Source organism: Dendronalium sp. ChiSLP03b, from assembly GCF_034531165.2.
Classification (GTDB): domain Bacteria; phylum Cyanobacteriota; class Cyanobacteriia; order Cyanobacteriales; family Nostocaceae; genus Dendronalium; species Dendronalium minutum.
Window position 1 is genome coordinate 24708 of record NZ_JAVRBR020000046.1, and the last position, 20940, is coordinate 45647.

17 protein-coding genes and 1 pseudogene are annotated in these 20940 nt (G+C 40.2%); 4 read left to right on the top strand and 14 right to left on the bottom strand.

Annotated features, from left to right (window positions below; genetic code table 11):
• The 6 genes from RMY31_RS11730 to RMY31_RS11755 form a co-directional block, all read right to left on the bottom strand.
• A complete protein-coding gene (locus tag RMY31_RS11730) occupies window positions 1–1896 on the bottom strand; it encodes a leucine-rich repeat domain-containing protein (RefSeq protein ID WP_322657912.1) in 1896 nt (631 codons plus the stop codon).
• 24 nt (window positions 1897–1920) lie between these two features.
• The gene (locus RMY31_RS11735; RefSeq protein WP_322657913.1) at window positions 1921–2328 is read right to left on the bottom strand and encodes a VOC family protein; all 408 of its coding nucleotides are present in this window, start codon (window positions 2326–2328) and stop codon (window positions 1921–1923) included.
• 18 nt (window positions 2329–2346) lie between these two features.
• Entirely contained in the window at window positions 2347–2946 is a 600-nt protein-coding gene (locus tag RMY31_RS11740; RefSeq protein WP_322657915.1) for a tRNA-(ms[2]io[6]A)-hydroxylase, read from the bottom strand.
• A 726-nt stretch (window positions 2947–3672) separates the two neighbouring features.
• Window positions 3673–4389 carry an SDR family oxidoreductase gene (locus RMY31_RS11745; RefSeq protein WP_322657916.1) on the bottom strand — a complete coding sequence of 239 codons (717 nt, stop codon included), beginning with the start codon at window positions 4387–4389 and terminating at the stop codon, window positions 3673–3675.
• Window positions 4390–4438: 49 nt separating this feature from the next.
• Window positions 4439–4834 (bottom strand): VOC family protein, encoded by a 396-nt coding sequence (locus tag RMY31_RS11750; protein WP_322657917.1) that lies wholly within the window; start codon window positions 4832–4834, stop codon window positions 4439–4441.
• 120 nt (window positions 4835–4954) lie between these two features.
• Window positions 4955–5728, bottom strand: coding sequence for a ZIP family metal transporter (locus tag RMY31_RS11755; protein WP_322657918.1), 774 nt, complete (start codon window positions 5726–5728; stop codon window positions 4955–4957).
• 464 nt (window positions 5729–6192) lie between these two features.
• On the opposite strand from RMY31_RS11755, the gene RMY31_RS11760 reads away from it, so the two are divergent.
• Window positions 6193–6735, top strand: coding sequence for a GAF domain-containing protein (locus RMY31_RS11760; RefSeq protein ID WP_322657919.1), 543 nt, complete (start codon window positions 6193–6195; stop codon window positions 6733–6735).
• A gap of 209 nt (window positions 6736–6944) precedes the next feature.
• Here RMY31_RS11760 and RMY31_RS11765 read toward each other — a convergent pair.
• Window positions 6945–7355: pseudogene (locus RMY31_RS11765) on the bottom strand (GNAT family N-acetyltransferase); the annotation flags it as partial.
• A 179-nt stretch (window positions 7356–7534) separates the two neighbouring features.
• Window positions 7535–8503, bottom strand: a complete 969-nt coding sequence (locus RMY31_RS11770; protein ID WP_322658005.1) for a threo-3-hydroxy-L-aspartate ammonia-lyase — start codon at window positions 8501–8503, stop codon at window positions 7535–7537.
• Between the two features lie 194 nt (window positions 8504–8697).
• On the opposite strand from RMY31_RS11770, the gene RMY31_RS11775 reads away from it, so the two are divergent.
• Window positions 8698–10131 carry a site-specific DNA-methyltransferase gene (locus RMY31_RS11775; protein ID WP_322657920.1) on the top strand — a complete coding sequence of 478 codons (1434 nt, stop codon included), beginning with the start codon at window positions 8698–8700 and terminating at the stop codon, window positions 10129–10131.
• 11 nt (window positions 10132–10142) lie between these two features.
• On the top strand, window positions 10143–11111 hold the full coding sequence (locus tag RMY31_RS11780; protein WP_322658006.1) for a type II restriction endonuclease: 969 nt from the start codon (window positions 10143–10145) through the stop codon (window positions 11109–11111).
• Between the two features lie 64 nt (window positions 11112–11175).
• Here the strand turns inward: RMY31_RS11780 and RMY31_RS11785 are convergent, their stop codons facing one another.
• On the bottom strand, window positions 11176–12378 hold the full coding sequence (locus tag RMY31_RS11785; RefSeq protein ID WP_322657921.1) for an AAA family ATPase: 1203 nt from the start codon (window positions 12376–12378) through the stop codon (window positions 11176–11178).
• Between the two features lie 320 nt (window positions 12379–12698).
• Entirely contained in the window at window positions 12699–13691 is a 993-nt protein-coding gene (locus tag RMY31_RS11790) for an RNA ligase family protein (RefSeq protein WP_322657922.1), read from the bottom strand.
• A gap of 822 nt (window positions 13692–14513) precedes the next feature.
• Between RMY31_RS11790 and RMY31_RS11795 the strand changes: the two genes are divergently transcribed.
• On the top strand, window positions 14514–14969 hold the full coding sequence (locus RMY31_RS11795) for a response regulator (protein WP_322657923.1): 456 nt from the start codon (window positions 14514–14516) through the stop codon (window positions 14967–14969).
• Between the two features lie 120 nt (window positions 14970–15089).
• Here RMY31_RS11795 and RMY31_RS11800 read toward each other — a convergent pair whose 3' ends face one another.
• From RMY31_RS11800 to RMY31_RS11815, 4 genes are all read right to left on the bottom strand, one after another.
• Complete coding sequence (locus RMY31_RS11800) at window positions 15090–16214, bottom strand: hybrid sensor histidine kinase/response regulator (RefSeq protein WP_322657924.1); 1125 nt, start codon at window positions 16212–16214, stop codon at window positions 15090–15092.
• An 87-nt stretch (window positions 16215–16301) separates the two neighbouring features.
• Window positions 16302–17621, bottom strand: a complete 1320-nt coding sequence (locus tag RMY31_RS11805; RefSeq protein ID WP_322657925.1) for a hybrid sensor histidine kinase/response regulator — start codon at window positions 17619–17621, stop codon at window positions 16302–16304.
• Between the two features lie 284 nt (window positions 17622–17905).
• Complete coding sequence (locus tag RMY31_RS11810) at window positions 17906–18337, bottom strand: response regulator (protein ID WP_322658007.1); 432 nt, start codon at window positions 18335–18337, stop codon at window positions 17906–17908.
• Between the two features lie 282 nt (window positions 18338–18619).
• Complete coding sequence (locus RMY31_RS11815; RefSeq protein ID WP_322657926.1) at window positions 18620–20728, bottom strand: PAS domain S-box protein; 2109 nt, start codon at window positions 20726–20728, stop codon at window positions 18620–18622.
• Window positions 20729–20940 lie beyond the last annotated feature (212 nt).

Consider the following 20940-nt stretch of genomic DNA (forward strand, 5'->3'; position numbering starts at 1 on the left):
TCAGGTTTGTACAGCAAAATCTTCTGGATCTATATCCCAATTTACCCATTGAATAGCAATTCTTGCAGATTTGATGTCAGGCGGTACTCTTAAGGTGTGAATTCTGCCAGTACTAGGACAAGTCATTTTTAATAGGTGAATTGGCTCAACATCGACATCAGCATCGATGCAAAGTAAAGTGTATTCTTGCCAAGAGTCGAGTTCTTGCGCTTGTAGTTCCTCACAGATGCGATCGTAACCGATACCTTGAATTAAGACGCGCCGCAGTTCGGCGTTGTCTTCTTCTAAAAGCCATTGGGGTTGCCATTTCTGGGGATGTAGCTTGCCGTATTTCTCAGGAATTTTGACACCGTGATAGTAGTATCCAGTATGCCAGCCATCGGCAAACTGGATTGCTGGTTCGGCTTCGGCGTGTAGGTGATTATCACTGTCTAAACAAATTTTACGGGGGCGATCGCACACTACACAAACTTTCTCAAACGGAAATATCCAACCACAGTTTTCAAATAGCTGATTTAGGCATTGTAATAGTTCTTGTTCTTGAGGGGAAAGTTGATATTGCAATTCACGGACCAATAACTTCGTTGCACCAATGATATTCATAAGGTCATCAGAGGTGATATAATACCCTTCTAAAAATTTAAAATTATTAGTATTTTTTTCATCTTCTTCATATTCATTTTCAATACTATCATCTTCTGTCGATAGTCCCTCTATGATTGACCTTAGAGGCTGCTCTTGTGAAATTTGATTTTGAAGGTGTGAGGACATCAAAAACCACAGAGATTGATTTCTTTGTCCTATGGAATACCAGATTTCACCAAATAAGGACTCTCCCCAGTTTTGTTGTTCGCCTAAGTATGTAACATTGATTTTTGGACTAGAGCAAACAATAATCTTAGGTTCTTCGTATCCAATAACTGCATAGATGGATTTTACTATTTTTATAGCTTTTTGTTCATTTATTGGTACAGTTAATAAAGAATGCCATTTATTTTGCAAAGGAAGCAACCAGCTCGAGTCATATACAATTTGTTCCGATTGGGCAATATCCACTCCCTTGAGATTAGTCAGTCCAGAAAGCACACTCAGGTCTGAAAAGCGATTGCAATCTAAATATACTTGTCCCAAGTTGATAAGACTTGATATTGGACTAAAATCTGAAATTTGATTATAAGGAATACTCAGGTCAAATAAGTTGGTTAGCCCCGACAACGGACTGAGGTTACTAATGGTATTGCTTTCTAGATATAGATAGGTTAGGTTAGTCAGTTCAGATAGTGGACTCAGGTCTGAAATACTATTGTTACCTAGATGTAGTTTAGCCAGATTGGTTAGTTTAGACAGTGAACTCAAGTCTGTAATATTGTTGTAGCATAAATATAGTTCCAAGAGATTAGTAAGTCCAGACAAAGGATTGAGGTCACAAATACTATTACTATTAAGATCCAATACTTTGAGGTTACTCAACCCAGACAGTGGACTTACATCTGAAATACTATTGCCCTGAAGATGCAGTTCTTCAAGTTGGATAAGTCCAGACAGTGAACTCAGGTTTGAGATTTGATTGTAATCAAGACGCAGTTTTCTTAAATTAATCAGTTCAGATAAAGGACTCAAGTCTAAAATGCGATTTAAACCTAGATCCAGTTCTCTGAGTTTAATTAGCCCAAATAACGGTCTTAGGTCTGAAATCCGCTCAGGTTGATACGCACGAAGACGAAGTTCAGTGTAGTTTAATAGTATCCGCTCTGCTTCATAGCAATCTGATGTGCCAGCGATTTCCAGCAACACCTCAACTGTATGCTGTGCCTCAATTGAGAGGCTATCTTTGTGCAAACACCAGTCAGCAAAGCGGCTAAAGTTCGGGGTCTGGTTTGGTCGTAGTTCAGACATCGGGTAGTTGCTGGCAGCGAGACTTTAGCCTACAGTACCCAGATTGCTGAAGATTTCAATCAAATTGCCGTCGGGATCGCGGAAATGAGCGGTTCGTAGACCCCATGCTGGGCGATCTTGAGGTTGAGTCACAATTATGGCGTTATGCTCTTTAAGGTGCTGATATAGCTCATCCACATTATCTACGGCGAAAACTAAAGCTACTTTGTTGTGACATTCGATAGCAGAGGGTTGATAGGCGCTGGGGACTGCTTCAGCCATTAACTCTTTTCTAAACAAAGCCAGCTTGACATTATCTCCGGTGTGCAACTCGGCGTACCAACTATTTTCGTCACCCCAATCAATCTGAAATCCCAGCACATCACGGTAAAACAGAAAACAATCTTTAAAGTTGGAGACTAGCAGCCTGATGTGTGTTAACTGAAGCATCATATCTATCGCATTATTATACTAACTATGAATTCTAGGCTCTGGATGTAACTTTACCAGTAACTCACTTTCGACTGTAGCCAATTCATCAAGCCGTTGCATGACAATTTCCCTGTCAAAGTAAGTATCTGCTAAAACCCAGTATGTACCATAATGCCGCGCCTCTGATGCCATTAAGCCTCGGTAAAACTTGGCTAATTCTAGCTCAGGACAGTGTGTAGCTAATAAGCCTAGGCGTTCGTGGCTACGGGCTTCTATTAAACCAGTGACTAGTAAAGAATCTAAAAAGCGTTCTGGTTCGTGAGGGCGAACTTGGGCTTTCAACCCAGCACCGTAAGGAGGCGGCGACAGGGGCGCAAGGGAGATATTCCGGCGTTCTAGCCACTGATTAACTAGTTCAAAGTGTTCTAGTTCTTCGCGGGCGATCGCAGTTAATTCCCGTACCATTTTAGTATTGGAAGGATAGCGAAACATAAAATTTAACGCCACGCCTGCTGCTTTACGTTCGCAGTGGGAGTGGTCAAGCAAGATGATATCTAAATTAGCGATTGCTTGTTCTATCCAAGCATCACTCGTGGGTTGCTTTAGGGCGTTGATTGTCGGTAACACGGAAGTAAGCACGGGGTGAGAAAACTCCAGAAATTTCAATTTTGCTGATTATCCCAGCAAATTGATTTTAATAGCCGATAGGGCGATCGGGTATATGCCATCAAACCGAGTTGCAGCACCTGTACTCGGTTGTTGAGCAACAGTGCATGGGCTTCTGTCTTATTAAAAATATATTTTGAAATTGAATTTATGGATTTATCTAAAAGTAATGATGACTACAACCTGCTATTGCGCGCGCAATGTGCTGTTTTGTCTCAGCACAACTCTATAGTTCTAAAAACAAACGATTGCAGACTCACATTAATATAATTTTGCAGAATAAAAAATAAATAAATCACCAGGACGTAGGAAATCATTTAATACCCTTACACAAGCTTTGCGGTTGAGAATATCAATCGTACTTGTTTAGGGGGAATTCCCTATCGCTCTGGTGCTTCTTTAGCGGATATTTCCGCTACAAGGGTAAAAGTAAAGGGTGCTGAAAGCATATAACAGCCATCAAGGAATTATTGTATCAAGCCACACATTTTCCTCACAGATTTTGAGACTATTTAAAGATGCGATCGCTTCAGATATCGCTACTCACGGAAGATAGGTTATTTCTGGGATCGATAAATAATATTAAGTGAGAAAAAGGAAACTGGTAAGACAGACAAAGCCTGTGTTAATGCCTTTCCAGCTAGAGTTTGGTCATGAAAACATATACTTCCAAAAAGTGAACAATTTTGAAATATTTTGTTACCAATCAATTGGTTGGCGATCGCGGAAAAATCCCCCAGTAGCGCCGCCATCGGGAGCAGTTGCCAGCCACACAATGGTATCAACTCCTTGTTCTGGAGTTCGTGGTGCTTCTGATCCGCCCATATCAGTTTTCACCCAACCTGGGCACACAGAATTAACTAAAATATTTGTGCCTTTTAATTCACTGGCAAAAATTCGTGTTAGGGCATTCAAAGCTGTTTTGGAAAGGCGATATGCTGGGGAACCTCCTTCCATATCAGTTAGTTGTCCCATACCAGAAGAAACATTCACGATTCGTCCATAATTCTGTTCCTTCATCAAAGGAATCAACGCCTGAGTCACTCGCAAAGCACCATATACATTTGAGTCAATTGTTTGTTGCAATGTGTCAATCTTGGCATTAAAAACACTATTACTACCTGCTTGATTATCAATGTAGATGCCTGCGTTATTTACCAAGACATCGAGTTTGCCAAATTGCTGGCGAATGAATTCAGCCAGTTTCCGACTGCTGTCATCACTAGTAACATCAAGGGGATGAGAAATTACATCTAATCCTTCAGATTGTAACTCCTGAGCCGCAGCTTTGCCTTTCGCCTCATCTCGACTAGTGAGAATTACCTGATATCCTTTTTTAGCCAATTGTTGAGAAGCTTCAAATCCCAAACCGCGATTTCCACCTGTGACAACTGCAACTTTTTTAGTGGTACTCATGGTAATTTTCTCCTGTTGCTCATCAATCGAATTATTCAGAACTAATCAATTACTTCAATGCATACTCAGGGTTATATTCTACTAACTCAATTTCGTTGCCATCTGGGTCATTGACATAAATTCTGTGCTTGGTTTCGGGTGCTGTCATTGTGTAATATTCAATGCCTTCAGCTTCAAGCAATTTGGTCATAGCTTCGCCGTCTTTGATTACAAAGCCAACATGATTAATGCCTATGCTTTCGTAGGGCTGATGCACCCGCTCTTGCTCAGAATCGTTATTCAGGGCAAGATAAAATTGATTATTGCCAAAATGCATCCAGCGATCGCCATTGAATACGCCTTCAGCACGCACATACCAATCAGGAAACAGAGTTTGGTAAAACTTCTTGGTTACATCAATATCTTTGCAACTAAGATTGATGTGTTCAAAACGAGTAAAATTCATATTTTGCTCCTTGTTAAGAAAGAAGGCAGGGGGGTAGAGGGGTAGAGAGGCAGAGAAGAAAACTATACTCATCACTCCCTTGTACAGACGCGATTAATTGCGTCTCTACTCAGCACTTTTTTACCCCAAAGTAATATCCAAAAACATCATGACTACAAAGCCCAACATCACACCTATAGTTCCTTCTTTTTCTAAGCCTTTGCGATGAGATTCAGGGATAATTTCATCACTAATTACAAACAACATTGCTCCCGCTGCAAATGCCATCGCCCAAGGCAAGATAAAATTAGCAATACTCACCACACCTGCACCAATCAAACCACCAATTGGTTCGACTAAACCTGTGAGCAATGTAATCCACAAAGCATAACCTGCTGAATATTTCTCTGCTACTAAAGATAAGGCAACTACTAAACCTTCGGGGATGTTTTGCAAGCCGATTCCCAAGGCTACAGGAATTCCATCAGCAATATTGTTGTTACCAAAATTTACTCCTACTGCTAATCCTTCGGGGAAGTTGTGAATAGTAATTGCAGCAATAAATAACCAAATTCGCTTGAGGTTATTGTGAGTAACGTTTTCTTTGCCTTTGAAAAAGTGTTCGTGGGGCATAAACCGATGGGCCAGTTGCAGAAATACTCCACCTAGCAACACCCCTGCAACTATGATTAAAGCCGCACTTGCTTGGGATTGACCTTGGGCTACAGCTGCCTCTGTACCAGGTACTATTAAAGAAAATGATGTTGCCGCTAACATCACTCCCCCACCAAAACCCAGCATAATTCCCTGTATTCGCTGCGTAAGATTTATTGGCAATAAAATCGGCAAGGCACCGATGACTGTGGCAAGTCCTGCTCCTAAACTGGCCATCGCACCAATAACAAGGCTTTCCATGGCTGGGGTTTTTTATCCAATTTATCTAAATAAATCATAGTCGAAATGATTATGAGTTGCAAGTAATCTTGATAAAAAATGTAGATACTTTTTCGCCTGGGACTTGGGTATTGGGTATTGGAGAGATGGGGAAAAATTCTACCTTGTCTACCTTTTCTCACGTCCCCACGTCATTCAAAATGCGAAATCTAGGAAACCTTTCCTTGAAACTGTACGTTCGCTGATTTGGAGATGGCAAGAGGAATTAATACCTTGAGGGAAAAAGAATAGAACGATTTTTCAATCCAATCCCATTACTAACACTATTTACTGGTAGTGTAGAGAACAGCGATCGCAAGCTGAATTTGGGTGTAGTTACCGTTCAGAATTCAGTAACTCAGGCTGATGTCTTGTCTGTATCGATGGGGTGATGTTTTTAATTGCAGATAGTTGAGAAAATACTCAACAAAAAGACCTGTGTTTTAATGACTGACCTAGCTTTACCAACAACCATACAAAGTATTCTGGACAGCTATAGCGAACTGGATTCTATCTTTGCTGCAATCTTGCCGACACTTGGGGAAGTATTGGAGTGCGATCGCTGTTTTCTATACTTGCGAAATCCTCAAACTCAGCTTGGCAAAGTTGCTTTTTGCTGGCGACGAAATCAACAAATTCCAATTATCATAGACTCCGATTGGAAATTAGAGCCAGTTTCATTACCAGAAGAAGACCCGTTATTTGCTGCGGCACTCCGAACCGACCCTTCCGTTTATGTTGAAGATGTGGAAACTGCCAGCCCAGAAATTGTCAATAAAGAGTTTGAGCGTCGGAACTTTGGACATCGGGCGCTAATTCACGCCCACTTATGTGAAAATGGTCAACTGTGGGGAATTTTACAACCTTGTGTCTTTGGTCAAAAGCGAGTTTGGTCTGAATTTGACCGTACTGTTGTCACGCAACTTGAAAGCCAACTAACACCTTTAGCAATTGCTTACGTCAAAGCTGAGAACGAGATATTTGACTAATCCAAAATTACTCGCTGGCGAGTGGGGAAAGATTTTTTGAGAAATCTTTACATACTTGGCAAAATTTGCTGCGATCAATTACTAGACTCCATTGAAGGCAGGGGGATAAGCGACTATTCCCCGGTAATACCAATTCGTAATTCGTAATTCGTAATTCGTAATTAAGAAAGTCCCATTTAGTCTAGGTTTCTGGGTTTGGATCTGTATCATTATTTTTGGGAAATGGTATAAGTTGTTTGATAGTGTTTGAGTGGCTTGCTCATGAAAGCTTCTTCTGGCACTGAAAAAGGCGGCTTAATACTATAGTGTATCGATAGCTTGAAGCCAAATCGAGTGTAGAAGACAGGATGTCCCAACACAATAATCAGGGATTCTTGCATTGTATCGGCGATCGCAAGTCCAGTTTCAACTAACTGAGTGCGGATACCTTGTCTTTGAACTGTGGGATGAACTGCCATTGGTGCCAGTGCTAAGACCTGTAATTGCTGCTCACCCACTAAATCGACATAGCTGAAGAGAATATGACCGACGACCTTACCATCAACCTCGGCAACTAGGGAAAGTGAGGGAATAAAGCGATCGCTTTGCCGAATCTGTTCTACTAGATATGCTTCATTTTGCCTTCCAAATGCTAGCTAATTAACTTCGGCGATCGCAGCTACATCTGCAATGGTTTCAGAACGAATTGGGTAAGGTCGCATAATTATAATCCTACAGAAAATAATACCAATTTGAAAAAAGCATTCGACAGATACAAAAGGCGCAAACCAATATACAGCCTGACTTTCCTAATTACGAATTACGAATTATATAATTTACCTACCTGTGCCAAATCCATATTACCACCGCTGATAATTACACCAATTCTTGCGTCTGGTGCTGTCACCACACCTTCTAGTAACGCCGCAGCCGCCAATACTCCTGTAGGTTCAACAACTATTTTTAGCCGTTCCCACAAGAAAAACATGGTGCGAAGAATCGCTTCCTCAGATACCGTCACCATATTATCAACGTAATGCAATACCAAGGGAAAGGTAATTTTACCAAGGCTGGGAGTACGAGCGCCGTCAGCAATAGTATCAGGATTATGGACAGTTTGCAGGGTTTTGCTGTGAAAGGAACGAGTAGCATCGTCTGCTAGTTCTGGTTCTACTCCAATTACTTGACAATCTGGTGAAAGTGCTTTGGTGGCAATAGCACAACCGGAAATTAATCCGCCACCGCCACAACAAACTAACAACAAGTCCAATTGACCAACTTCTTGGATGAGTTCTAAAGCTGCTGTACCTTGTCCCGCCACTACATGCGGATGATCGTAAGGGGGAATGAGTGTCAAACCGCGATCGCTAGCTAAAGTTTGCGCTAATTCTTCGCGCTTGGTTTCTTCACGGTTGTACAGAATCACCTCTGCACCGTAACCGCGAGTAGCAGCTTGCTTCACAACCGGAGCATCTTCAGGCATGACAATAGTAGTGGGAATATTCAGCAGTTGTCCAGCCAAAGCGATCGCTTGGGCATGATTTCCCGATGAATAGGTAATCGCGCCTTTTTGTTTTTGTGCTGCTGATAGCTGTGCCAGTGCATTGTACGCACCTCTAAACTTAAACGCCCCCGTGCGTTGAAAATTTTCGCACTTAAAAAACACTTGACTATGGGTGCGATCGTTGACCATTCTAGAAGTCAGCACAGGCGTGCGATGAGCAACACCAGTAAGACGTACTTGAGCTGCTTGTACTTCAGTTATGGTGATGGAGTTAGGTTGTGACATTGATGGCAGTATTAAATATTCTTGCTCTTTATTCTCAAACGAAACAGAAATCATGCCAATCAACCACCAGTTAATAGCCAATTTTTTGATATGTATCTTTGACGAGCATGTATTTCAGATGTTGGTTAAGACCATCAGTAGAGGTGCTGATATACTGAATCTAATCAGTTGATTCTCTAGGAATTTGTAGAACTGTGACAAGTCTGTCAAACATCTCCAACATTGTGCCTGAAGTAGAAAGTGATGGTCTAGGAGAGATTGACGACCTTGATAGACAATTACATTATCACTTTGAAAACAAGTTTGTGGTTCAGCCTTCGCTTACCCGACTTTTAGTGAGCTTTCAGGCTAACAAAACTAGACCTATTTATCGGTGGTACAAATATAAAGAAGCTTTCTCAGCCTCCCTTGTCGAACTTTTGTGTCAGAAATATCAGATTACTCAAGGCAAGATTTTAGATCCCTTTGCAGGCAGTGGAACTGCATTGTTTGCTGCTAGTGAGGTTGGAATCGATGCTGATGGTATTGAATTGTTGCCCATAGGTCAACAGATAATTAATACCAAAAGGCTTTTAGATGTTGAATTCACCTCAGATGATTTTGAAACGCTAAAAATCTGGTTAAGGTCGCAAACTTGGAAACAGTTTGAGAAAAGAATCACTCTGCCAGAGTTAAGAATTACCAAAGGAGCTTACTCCCAAGTAACTAAAACTGCAATTGAGCAATATCTAGCAGCTTGTAATCAGGAAAATAGTAGAGTTCAAGCCGTTTTAAACTTTGCTTTGCTGTGTATTTTAGAATCTGTAAGCTACACACGTAAGGATGGACAGTATCTTCGTTGGGATTATCGTTCTGGTCGTGGGCAGGGGAAGAGGCCTTTCAATAAAGGTGAGATTCTAGAGTTCGACAAAGCTATTTTTAATAAAATTAACGAAATTATCAATGACTTAAAACCTTCTATACAACAGATTGAGCTATTTGCAAGTAAAAGAAATCAAGGTCAAATCTATCTTTGTGAAGGATCTTGTCTTCAGATAATGCCACAGTTAGCTGATGCTTCATACGATGTAATTATCACATCTCCGCCCTATTGTAATCGATACGACTATACTCGCACCTACGCACTAGAATTAGCTTTACTTGGTATTTCGGAGACAAAATTAATTAGTCTTCGCCAGGAAATGCTAAGTTGTACAGTTGAAAATCGTCCGAAAGATTTATTAGGTATCAATCCTGACTGGAATAAAGCTTTGAAGATTGCTGATTCACAAAATCTGTTGCAGGCTATCTTCAAATATTTAGATAACCAAAAATCACAAGGTTTATTGAACAACAACGGTATACCAAGAATGGTAAAAGGCTACTTCTATGAAATGGCTTGTGTAATCCAAGAATGCTTTCGTGTTCTTAAACCTGGAGCATTTTTATTTATGGTAAATGATAATGTGCGCTATGCAGGTGCAAGCATTTCAGTGGATATGATTCTCTCTGATTTTGCCGAACAATTAGGTTTTACTGTTGAAAATATTCTGCTTCTGCCAAACGATAAAGGCAATAGTAGCCAACAAATGGGAAATCATGGACGCGAGCCTTTGCGGAAGTGCGTTTATGTATGGAAAAAGCAGTAACTTGAATGTCTATGTATGCTTATCGTAACCATCTTCAATCCATTGACGATCTGGTAACAACTTACGAAGCTACCCGTGCAGGTTTTGTCGCGCTTGCGCTTGAAAAGAATCGGCGTGCTACACCTTACATTGCAGAAGCAAGGGCACTTCAAGAAGCTGCTGGTGAAGCTGAGAGTCCTGCTGACTTATTAAAAGTCAAGGGCATTGAGATGGGATTGTTAACGGCGGCTGGATTATCTGACAAATCCTTAGCACATCTAATGTCAAAAGACAAAATTGAAGCCATAAATGGCCTTATCAAGAATTTTCTTGAGCCAGCAGGTGCAAATTTTGTGGAGGAATTAGTCTTTAGATTTTTGCTGACTCGTGGCGATACGCTTGGTGGCTCTATGCGTAACGTTGGAGGAGCATTGGCGCAAAGAAAACTGACTCGTACAATTCTTTCAACTCTGACAATTGCTGGTAATAAATACTACTGGCAACACTCAAAGACTAAAAAGTGGATAGCCATGACAAATAATGACTCAGAAATTGAGTTGTCTTTACGTGGAATAAGCTGGGAGAGTGAGATTGGTAGTCGTACACTGATTTACAATCTAACTGTCCCGTTAGTCAGGAGTAATGTGGATCTTTGTTTATTTAACCTTGCTCCGGCAGAGTTAGTAGCTAATAAGCATAGCGCAATTGAACCATCTGTAGTTGCGCCGTATGTTATGGCGCTTGGTGAACTTAAAGGGGGTATAGATCCCGCAGGCGCAGACGAGCATTGGAAAACTGCACAAGCTGCACTAAATCGCATACGTGAAGCATTTTCCCAAGTTGGGCATTCACCTCTTACTTTCTTTGTAGGATCGGCAGTTGCAAAAAGGATGGCAGGTGAAATCTGGAATCAACTGGAAAACGGCACTCTCACTAATGCTGCCAACCTAAATGAGGAAAACCAAGTTGCATCTATTTCTCGTTGGTTGTGTAGCTTATAAAAGCTCCAGCTACCTAACAACTGTAATTGCAGCCGATGATTTAGATATCTTAGTGTGAGAGCGTTTATACAAATCGCTGGGCAAATTCACACATCAAATCTACTCTTCCCTTGCGTAACATTGCCGGGTCTAATCTTTCAGTAGTATTACAAGTCATCAAAACGACTAACCGCTGCTTCATTTGAATACCAGAGTCATCAATAACACTTTGGTACAAAGTCCCATCCAACAAACTTAAAATATGTTCTGTTTTGTTATTGTATTGTGCTACTTCTGATGCACGGTTTTGTGCCAAGTTATCAGCTTCGTTGATGATAATACAAATCCGCTCTATATAAGTTGGTGGCACAAAGTTAGCGATCGCATCATGATCTAGAATAAAAATTACATACCCTAAAGGCACAAGAATTTCTTTTGCTACTGCTTGTGTCCATGCAGTTTTACCTGTACCTGGTTCTCCGTGTACCACGACTGCTAACTGATTTTGATTGAGAACCGCTTGTTGTACTGTGTCAGTAAAGTTTTGAATATCTGCGGGAAAAGTCCGAATCGGGAATTGACTATGAACTTTACCTACACGACTTTGATAGCCACTGAGCATAACTGCTAAATCATAAGTCGCTTTATTAATTAATGGCGATATGTCTTTCGACATTAAAGTATATTGTCGCCGTCCGCGATCGTAAGATTCAATTTGTAGCCAAATATCATATTTTGACCAGTAAGCATAAACTGTATTAACAACGTCTAGACGCTCCCAACTGATAAATCTATTTGCCGGAAGATAGAAATCTCTTTCTAAATAATACTGGGTAATAATATCGGGGCACTCTAATAGTTGTAAAACTCTCAATACAGTAATTTCTTGCAGTCTATTAAGAACATAATCAATAGGAATGCTACTACGACTAACAAATTGCACGATAGGCGTTTCTGTACTTAAAACATCTTTATAGCGATGGTCGGGTGACTGAGGGTCAGGCGTAATATAATTCCAAAATTTTTCAACTTCGTAGCGAGTATTATCAGAAGCTATGCTTAGTAAGTTAGCCCACCAAGTATAATTGTTGCGTCCCAGTACTTCAGCAAAATTACTTGCTAGATTAAAACTTTTTTGAGTTAATTCGTGTCTATCATCGCACCACAACTGCCATAAAAATTCCCAGTCAAAGTCTCGCTGAAATGGTCGCCAACCATTGGCAAGTAAGCTTTGACCTTTATTATTTGCCGGATTGTTATCATTATTTCTAAAATAATCAAATTCCATATTTTGTATGAGCTTAGACTCTTGAAAATAAATTTATCTTAAGATGAACTACTAGCCTACAAATGACTAGAGCAAAAGCATCTTTTATTTAAAAGGAACTCTATTAGATAGTTAAACACACTTTTTCAAGGATGCCTACTTCTAATTTTTACGTAATTTTCCGGATTTTTGAGTATGGTAGGACTATCGGCGATCGCAGCAAGGTTTGGCATTAATTTTCAACGACAATTTAGCAATGCCTGATTTAATTCATAATATATTACATAATTTTACATATAAACATGTAGTAGGGCGGGCAAGATAACCACCCTACCAGAAGTCTAGTGCAGTTCGGTTCCATCCTTACGAAGCAGATAGCGATCGCTGATTAATTTCAGCACAACTCTACCTATTTCTGGATGAGTTCTTTCGAGTAAAGGTTGCACTACAACACCTTCCATTATGCAATTTGAACTGATTACACTATCGATATTGTTGAACTGAGATATAGCTTCCCAACTGTAAGCACCGATATAAAGTACAGGTACTTTTGGCAGATTGAAATCCTCACAAAATTCTACGAATTTAGTGTAATTGAGAAAGTGATTGCCGTAACGCACAGCAAACAAAGCAATGCCGATTTTGCCATTATTTAAACCATATTTAATATCTTGTACGCCATAAATTTCCCCAAATACCTGGGTTCCTGATGGCAGTTTGTGCAAAGCTGTATTTTCGTTATATGCTCTGATATAAACCAAATTTTTATTTGCTGCGTTGTTTTTCCAGAAATAGTTGTGACTGCCAATTTTTGTTATGCCATCTGCATCCACTAAGACGGTAAAGTTAGTTCCGTGTAACTTTTCTGTCACAACAATTTCTTCGCCTTCTATCAGCAAATCTTTGTACCGCTTCATGTTTTCTGGACTAGGAAATTTGTAATGTCCAATAGGACTTTCCATTTCCCCACTCATTCCTTGAGGAATCGGATATTCATACTTCGTTACACCAAAATATTCGGTGTAGTCATCGCCAATATTGCCTATAAATTTATCACTTACAGGGATAAGCAAACCCTCAGAAAAAATTCCACGTAATTTTGCAGCACGTAGTTTCTTAGAGTAGTAAGGACGAATACCAAATTCATCTAAAAAAATCTCTGGGATAACGCTATCAACAGGAAAGTAAAATGCGAAATCTCCAGGTTGAAAGTGACCCTTGGCAGTAACAACCTGATATGCCATACCTGTGAAAGAAGCAATGTCTAACCTATCAGCATTAGGGTGAGAATTAACGCTCTCTATTTTAACTACTTCAACTTTAAATACGCTCATAAATCAACTATTTGATAAACGTGGAAGTATATTGAGTGGTTTTAAATTAGGTGATATCCAGTTGTTACGGGTCTCAGAGAAAATTAGTACATCTCGACTATAGTATTCCAAAGGTAGATGAGATAGTCAAATGTGCAAAATAATTCCACTCACAACGAGGTAAAGTACAGTTAGTGAATGTATTGATCGGGTAGTTTATTTCATCAATTGTTTGATATTTGCCAGTTAAATGAGTCATTTTATTTTAGTTATTAATAACTTTAGCTCTAAACTCAAATTAGTATTTTATATATTAGTGAGTACTTACTATAAACTAAGTTAAGAAAAATATAATTTCTCTTATTCACTTTATACTACAATTATACTACAAAAGAGTCAATAGTTTTGGAGAATTCAGCAAAAATGCATCAATTCTTCTCCACTCGTCTTCAAGCTCAAACGAGTAAAATCCATGTTTAGCGGCTTGTAGACCTCGATTAAATACAGCCTCACTCAGCATTTTTATTCATTACACTGTATCTTTAAATCTACGGAAGACAAGTAGTAATATGGATACTAGGGTTAATTCAGATTTTTTATATAAAGTTATTATGAAGATATAAAAAAAATATTCTGTAATTTTGCTTATAATCGAGAAGTATCTGCTAAACCTATTAACCTAAAAGTTTTCTTTCCTATACACTTGTTGTATGGATAAGGACTACCAACTTGCAGCAGCGAAATCACAGCTAATCCTAAATGAGATCTACCTTAATTGCTCGCGAGATGCGCCGTCTTTTTCATCAAAGACGATAAATCTCAATTGAAACCTCTGGAGAAGAGATGTATCTGGCACATTCATTTATGAGTGATGAAAAGAAGCACAACTTTCAGCAGCCATTAGTTTTGGCAGTAGAAGATCATGATGATAGTCTATTGTTGATTAGTTATGCTCTTGAGTCGCTTGGCTGTAGATTCATTTGTCAGGCAGACAGTTCGGCAACGCTAATAGTGGCAAAAGAGTATCAGCCAGACTTGATCATGTTAGATATTCTATTACCAGGCTTGAGTGGAATCGATGTTGTGCGTCATTTGAAGCAAGAACCCTTAACGCGAGAAATTCCAGTCGTCGCAGTCACAGCTTTAGCTACTCGAGAGGATAGAGAACGTATTCTGATGTCGGGTTTTGACGACTACATCAGCAAACCTTACATGATTGAGGATTTAGAGGCGATTATTCGACGTTTACTATATGAGAGATTAGAGTCTCACTCGGTTTATGAGTTATGTCAGGATTAATTGTTGACTGATGATTGATGAATGCTAGTTGCTACCCTATAGGAACGACTTCGTCGAAAGGGAAGCCGCGCAGAGCGCTTCTACAAGTTGCCTTGGAAACCCGTCTAATGCAGTGGCTCCTCAACCGTTCTTTGGGAGTTTTATGGTGAATACAGTGCCTTGACCTAGTTCAGAGGCAACTGTTATTTTACCACCGTGCCCTTCGACAATTCGGCTTGATAGGTGTAATCCCAAGCCACTGCCTGAGCGTTTGTTTCTACCTTGGCGAAACCGCTCGAAAATGCTTGCTCGATCTTCGGGAGCAATTCCATAACCTGTGTCTTCAACTGTGATGATTATCCAATCTTTACCCTGAGAATCGACTGATTTTTCTGAGATCCGGATTTTTACGCCGCCAGTGTCTGTAAACTTAATGGCGTTACCAATTAAGTTGTTAAATACACGCCGGATTTCCAAGGCATCGCCCATCATAATACCAACGTCTTCTTTTTGTTGATTTAACTCACTAGTATCTATTTTCAAAGTCAAGTTTTTTTCACTAGCAAGAGGAGTTAGTTCGCTAACTACTTCTTGAATTATCTCTAGCAGATTACAGCTCTCCCAATTTAGTGTCTTTTTACCTGCCTCGAAACGATAGACTTCTAGCAGGGTATTCACCATTTGCATTAAATTTTGGTTACTGCGAATCATGACTGCGATCGCCTGTTTCATTTCTGGCGAAATTTCGCAGAAAGTTTCTTGCTCAAACAAACCAAGCATCCGATCGGCTGCTACTAAAGGAGTTCGCAAATCGTGCGTTAGACGGGAAACAAAGTCTTCTCGTTGGCGTGCCATCTTTTTTTGTTCGTCAAGACTATGCTTTAAACGCAAAAGCGATCGCACTCTTGCCAGGAGTTCATCAGTATCAAATGGTTTGCGAATAAAATCATCGGCACCAGCATCCAAGCCTTCAACAACGCTGGATTCGTGAAAGGCAGTGATCAGCAGAATGGGAATGTAGCTAATGGCAGGATTCTTGCGAATGCGACGTGTGACTTCATAACCATCCATCCCTGGCATCATCACATCTAAGAGAATTAAATCAGGTGGAGATTGTTCAACATGCTGCAAAGCCGTTATGCCATCTGCTACTAGGTCAATCTCATACCCCTCACTTTCTAAAATAGTCTGAACCAAAATGAGATTATCTCTAGTATCATCAACGGCGAGAATTCGATCGATTTTAGAATTTTCTACAACAGACATGATTTACAACTTTATATGAGTTTTTTATAATAATTTATAGAGCAGTTTTAAATGAATTACGAAATACCCCTCCTTTGTCTTGCTTATCTAAAGTTTAAGATTCGGATGTCCCATCGAAGCCGTACTAGATTGATGCGGATTCTGAGCCAAACAAACAATGCCATCACCATCCCAGTGTAAAGATCCAATTCCATCTGCGGTCGATGATGAAACTTGCCGTGGTATTTCAATTCTGAACATTGACCCGGCCCCTAATTGACTTTCTAAAAAGATTCGGCCACCCATCATTCGCACCAGCGAATCAATGATTGCCAAACCCAAACCCGTACCTGGATATTTGCGAGTGATACTTTGATCGACTTGGCGAAAGGCTTCAAAAATATGTTTGAAATCTTTGGGAGCTATACCTATACCAGTATCTCGAATTGCAATCGCTACTCGATGTCCTGAAATCTCTTTGACATCAACCCAAATGCTACCGGACTCTGTGAACTTAATGGCGTTGGAAAGTAAGTTCACTAAAATCTGGCGCACACGCACTGGGTCATTAAATAATAAAGGATTTTCTAAGTCTATTTGAACTAGCAAAGACAGTTTTTTGGCCTCAGCCAAAGAACGCATTTCTGCTACAGTAGTATTTATTACCTTTGTTAAATCAAATAATTCTGGCTTTAGTTCTAGTCTTCCTGCCTCTAACTTGGAAAAGTCGAGAACTTCATTTAATAGCATCAGCAAATGCTTACCATTGTTAAGTATACGCTCTACCATATCTGTTTGCTGATGTGTCAGTTGAGCGAACTTAGGACGCAACAATATTTGAGAAAATCCAATGATGGCATTCATCGGAGTTCGCAATTCATGAGACATGGTTGCCAAAAACTGGGATTTCAGTCGTGACGCTTCCAAAAGTTTGAGGTTTTGCAACTGAATCTGTTGCCTTTGTCTCTCCAGTTCTTGGTTTTTACGAATGAGTTGCTCGTGACTTTCTCTAAGCTGCTGATTTGCCAAAGCTGCCTGCATTTCAGCGCGATGTACCCGAATGGCATTCCGCAAAATCTGAGCCAAAGTTGCTGAGGATACCCTAGACTTAGAGAGATAGTCTGTAGCACCAGCTTTCATCAAAGCTACAGCGATTTCTTCGTCACCTTGAGCTGTCAGGACGACTAAAGGAACTTTGATTTCTGATGAACGTAGTTTTTGGATCAGCGTCAAACCGTCACGATCTGGCAAGCGATAGTCGAGAAAAACGCAATCATAGATGGTATTCCTCAAGGCAGAGAGCGCATCATTCGCATTACTCACCTCAGACAATTCCATGCAGACTCCTGCTTTAGCCAGAGCTCGACGCACTGCCATGCGGTCTACTTCATCATCGTCTACAACCAAAATTTTCAGCGTCTCTTCCATCGGTTTTTCTTTTCGCTGCCAAATACAGGTTGGTGTATAACATTGGTACTTTCAAACTATCCAACTAAATAATTTTATATTTTTTAGATGGGGTTTTGATTAATGCTTACCCCTGATTTTGAAGTCTTTTGTAATCTGAAATGTAAAGGTCGAGTGAAAACCTATCGGTATATGCTTCACGGCTAACGGCATGAAAATATCAAATTTGGAGATATTCGTGCCTTATTCCTTTATAACTGGAGTAATTTCAGATTTCATACTTCTTATTTCAGCCTTTAGCTTGACTAGGGTATTTCACACAATATCCAATATTTTTTGAGTGCTGCCATAATCTCAACAAAGTTAGTAAAAGTTACAGGTTTCAGGATATAGCCCGCAACATTTAAGTTGTAAGCTTCCACTCTGTCTCGATCTTGGTTTGAGGTCGTCATCACAACTACAGGAGTTGCTTTCAATTGCGGATCTGAGCGTAATTCTTGCAGTAACTCAATTCCACCCATTTTTGGCATATTCAAATCCAGCAAAACCAAGCGCCGCTCCTTAGGTACTTTGGGGGGCTGACTATTATTGCCGCGCAGCATATTCAGCGCCTCAAGCCCATTGCCTGCAAGATAAATTGGATTGGTAATATTAACTTTCATGAATGCCCGCTTGACATTCATCACATCAACTTCATCATCCTCCACTAATAGTATGTTGATTACTCGTTCTTGCATTTCCTTGGTTCGCATCCAGTTTGTAAATTTATCCTCAATCTAGTTAATCAACTAGAATATTGGAATTACAATTTAATCAGCAGCAGCTAATTGTTCGTGGCTATTAAATAGAAAAATTAGCAGAATAAAAACTTCTATCTGCCAAGACAGATGAAAATGTTATTAAGTAAAATAAAACACCTATCGACCTCAATACATATTGTAAATGAGTATGTTAACACCCGTCCTCAGCCATTGGTGAGAGTTGGCAATTAACATTGTGTTTCATAAGCTGGAGCAATTTTACTCATCTGGCTGCTTAGGCCAAGTAAAATGAAAAGTACTGCCAGCGCCTGAGATAGAATCGAGAATAATCGTACCTCCTTCGGTTTCAACAATTTTTTTGACGATCGCCAGACCAATGCCAGTATTTTCTTTGCGATCGCGGGCTTCCAAAGTTTGGAAAATCACAAAGACTTTCTCGTGATATTCCGGAGCAATACCAGGGCCATCATCTGCCACCGCAAATTTGTAGTAACGTCCTTGGTCTTGCACAGATATTTTCACTCGACCATCAGTGCGGGAATGATGTTTAATCGCATTATCAATCAAGTTGGCAAATACCTGTTGTAGTGGAAATCGCTTGGCGAATAGGGTCGGCATTCCTGGGGCGACCTCGATACTGAAAGTTGCTGGCGGTTGCAATGAATCAATTACTTCTTTGAGTAATTCGCCAACATCTACCAAAGATGATTCTGTGTGGATGCGCCCAACGCGTGAATATTCTAGCAAACCATTAATCAGAGCTTCCATGCGGCGCACTCGTCCTCGCAACAGCTGCATCTGATGCTGGTTTTCTGCTGGTAGTTGTTCGGCGAGGTCTTCTTCTAACCATTCTGAAAGACTGGCGATCGCTCTTAAAGGTGCTTTCAGGTCATGGGAGGCGACATAGGCAAACTGATCTAATTCTTGATTGCGCTTTTGCAACATGGCGGTGGTTTGCGCCAGAATTGTGTTAGAGCGCGTTAATTCTTCAGCTCGTTGTTGCAAAGTTAGTTCTGCAAGTTTGCGATCGCTGATATCAATACCTGAGCCAATATACCCAGCAAAACTACCATCTGCATTGATCCTAGGCGTACCCGTATCTAAAATCCAGCGATATTCACCATCAAAACGCCGCAGCCGATACTCCATAGTGAAAGTTTGTCGAGCATCAAAGGCTGTGTAATATATCTCCAAGCAACGCTCTACATCTTCTGGATGCACTCCCTGTGTCCAACCGTTGCCTAGCTCTTGTTCCATTGTACGTCCTGTGAATTCTAGCCAGCCTTTATTAAAGTAATTACAAAGTTTGTCCAACCCAGACATCCAAATCATCACGGGTGCAGTATCTGCCATTGTATGGAAACGTTCTTCACTCTCCTGTAATGCTTGCTCTGCTTGTTTGCGGTTGCTGATGTTCTCAGCTACAGCAATGAAGTACTTAGCCTTTTCTCTATTGCCATGCAGCAAATCTCGATTGGTTTGTCTAGTAGCTTCTTCCCGCACCAATGAAACCGTCAGATGAATCCATATCGGCAAATTATCTTTGCGGATGAAGCGTTTCTGTTGGGAATAAGTCTCTATTTCACCCGCTAACAGTTGGCGAATGTAGTTTAAATCGATGTTCAAATCATCAGGATGAGTAATTTCCTGATAAGTCAGACCTAAAAGTTCTTCGCGGGTATAACCCAAAATCTCAGACAACTTCTGGTTCACTCTTAACCAGCGACCATCTAATGATATGTGGGCGATGCCAACAGCAGCTTGTTCAAAGGTTGCCTGAAATCTTTCTTCGCTCTCTTTGAGTAATTGTTCTGCCTGTTGGCGCTCAGTAATATCAACTACCGTGCCAATATAGCCGATCGCCTCACCATTAGCACAAATCTCTGCTTCTGCTTGTGATAATACCCAGATAATTTTGCCGTCAGGATGTTGAAACCGAAATTCATAATTAAAAGGACTGGCATTTGGCAAGATGCGTTGAACTTCTGCATCTATTAAATTCAGATCTTCTGGATGAACAGCAGTTCGCCAACCTCGACCAAGGGCCATTGTTAAAGAGATACCTGAAAGTTCAGACCATCGCTGATTCACATAAAGGCAGTTACCTGACAAATCTATGCGAAAAATACCAACAAGAGACATTTTAGTGAGGATTGCATATCGGCGCTCATTTTTTTGTAATACTTGCTCAGTTAGCTGACGCTGACTAATCTTCTCAAATACATCGACGCACCAATTAGGTAATCGAGAAATACAATTGTCAAAGCTACAAGGTTTATCAATTACCTTATGACTGGTAAATCCACTTAAATTTAACGTTGTTTGATTTATTTCAATTGAAATGCCATCAGGCTTCACTAATCCCATGAATTCAAAGGTCTGATTTAGGATGGCAGGCAAGTATTGCTTACTTTCTCGTCTGGTCTATTTAACTTGTTTCGATTTATGCTTTTAGAGCGGCTGTTTTTCAGGCTTTAGCATATTATTAAATTATGTAAGGAAGTGAGTAATCATAAGTAATAGCTAATGGTTATCCTAAAGTTTGAGTTCGTTTCAATATTTCACATTTCCTCGTAAAA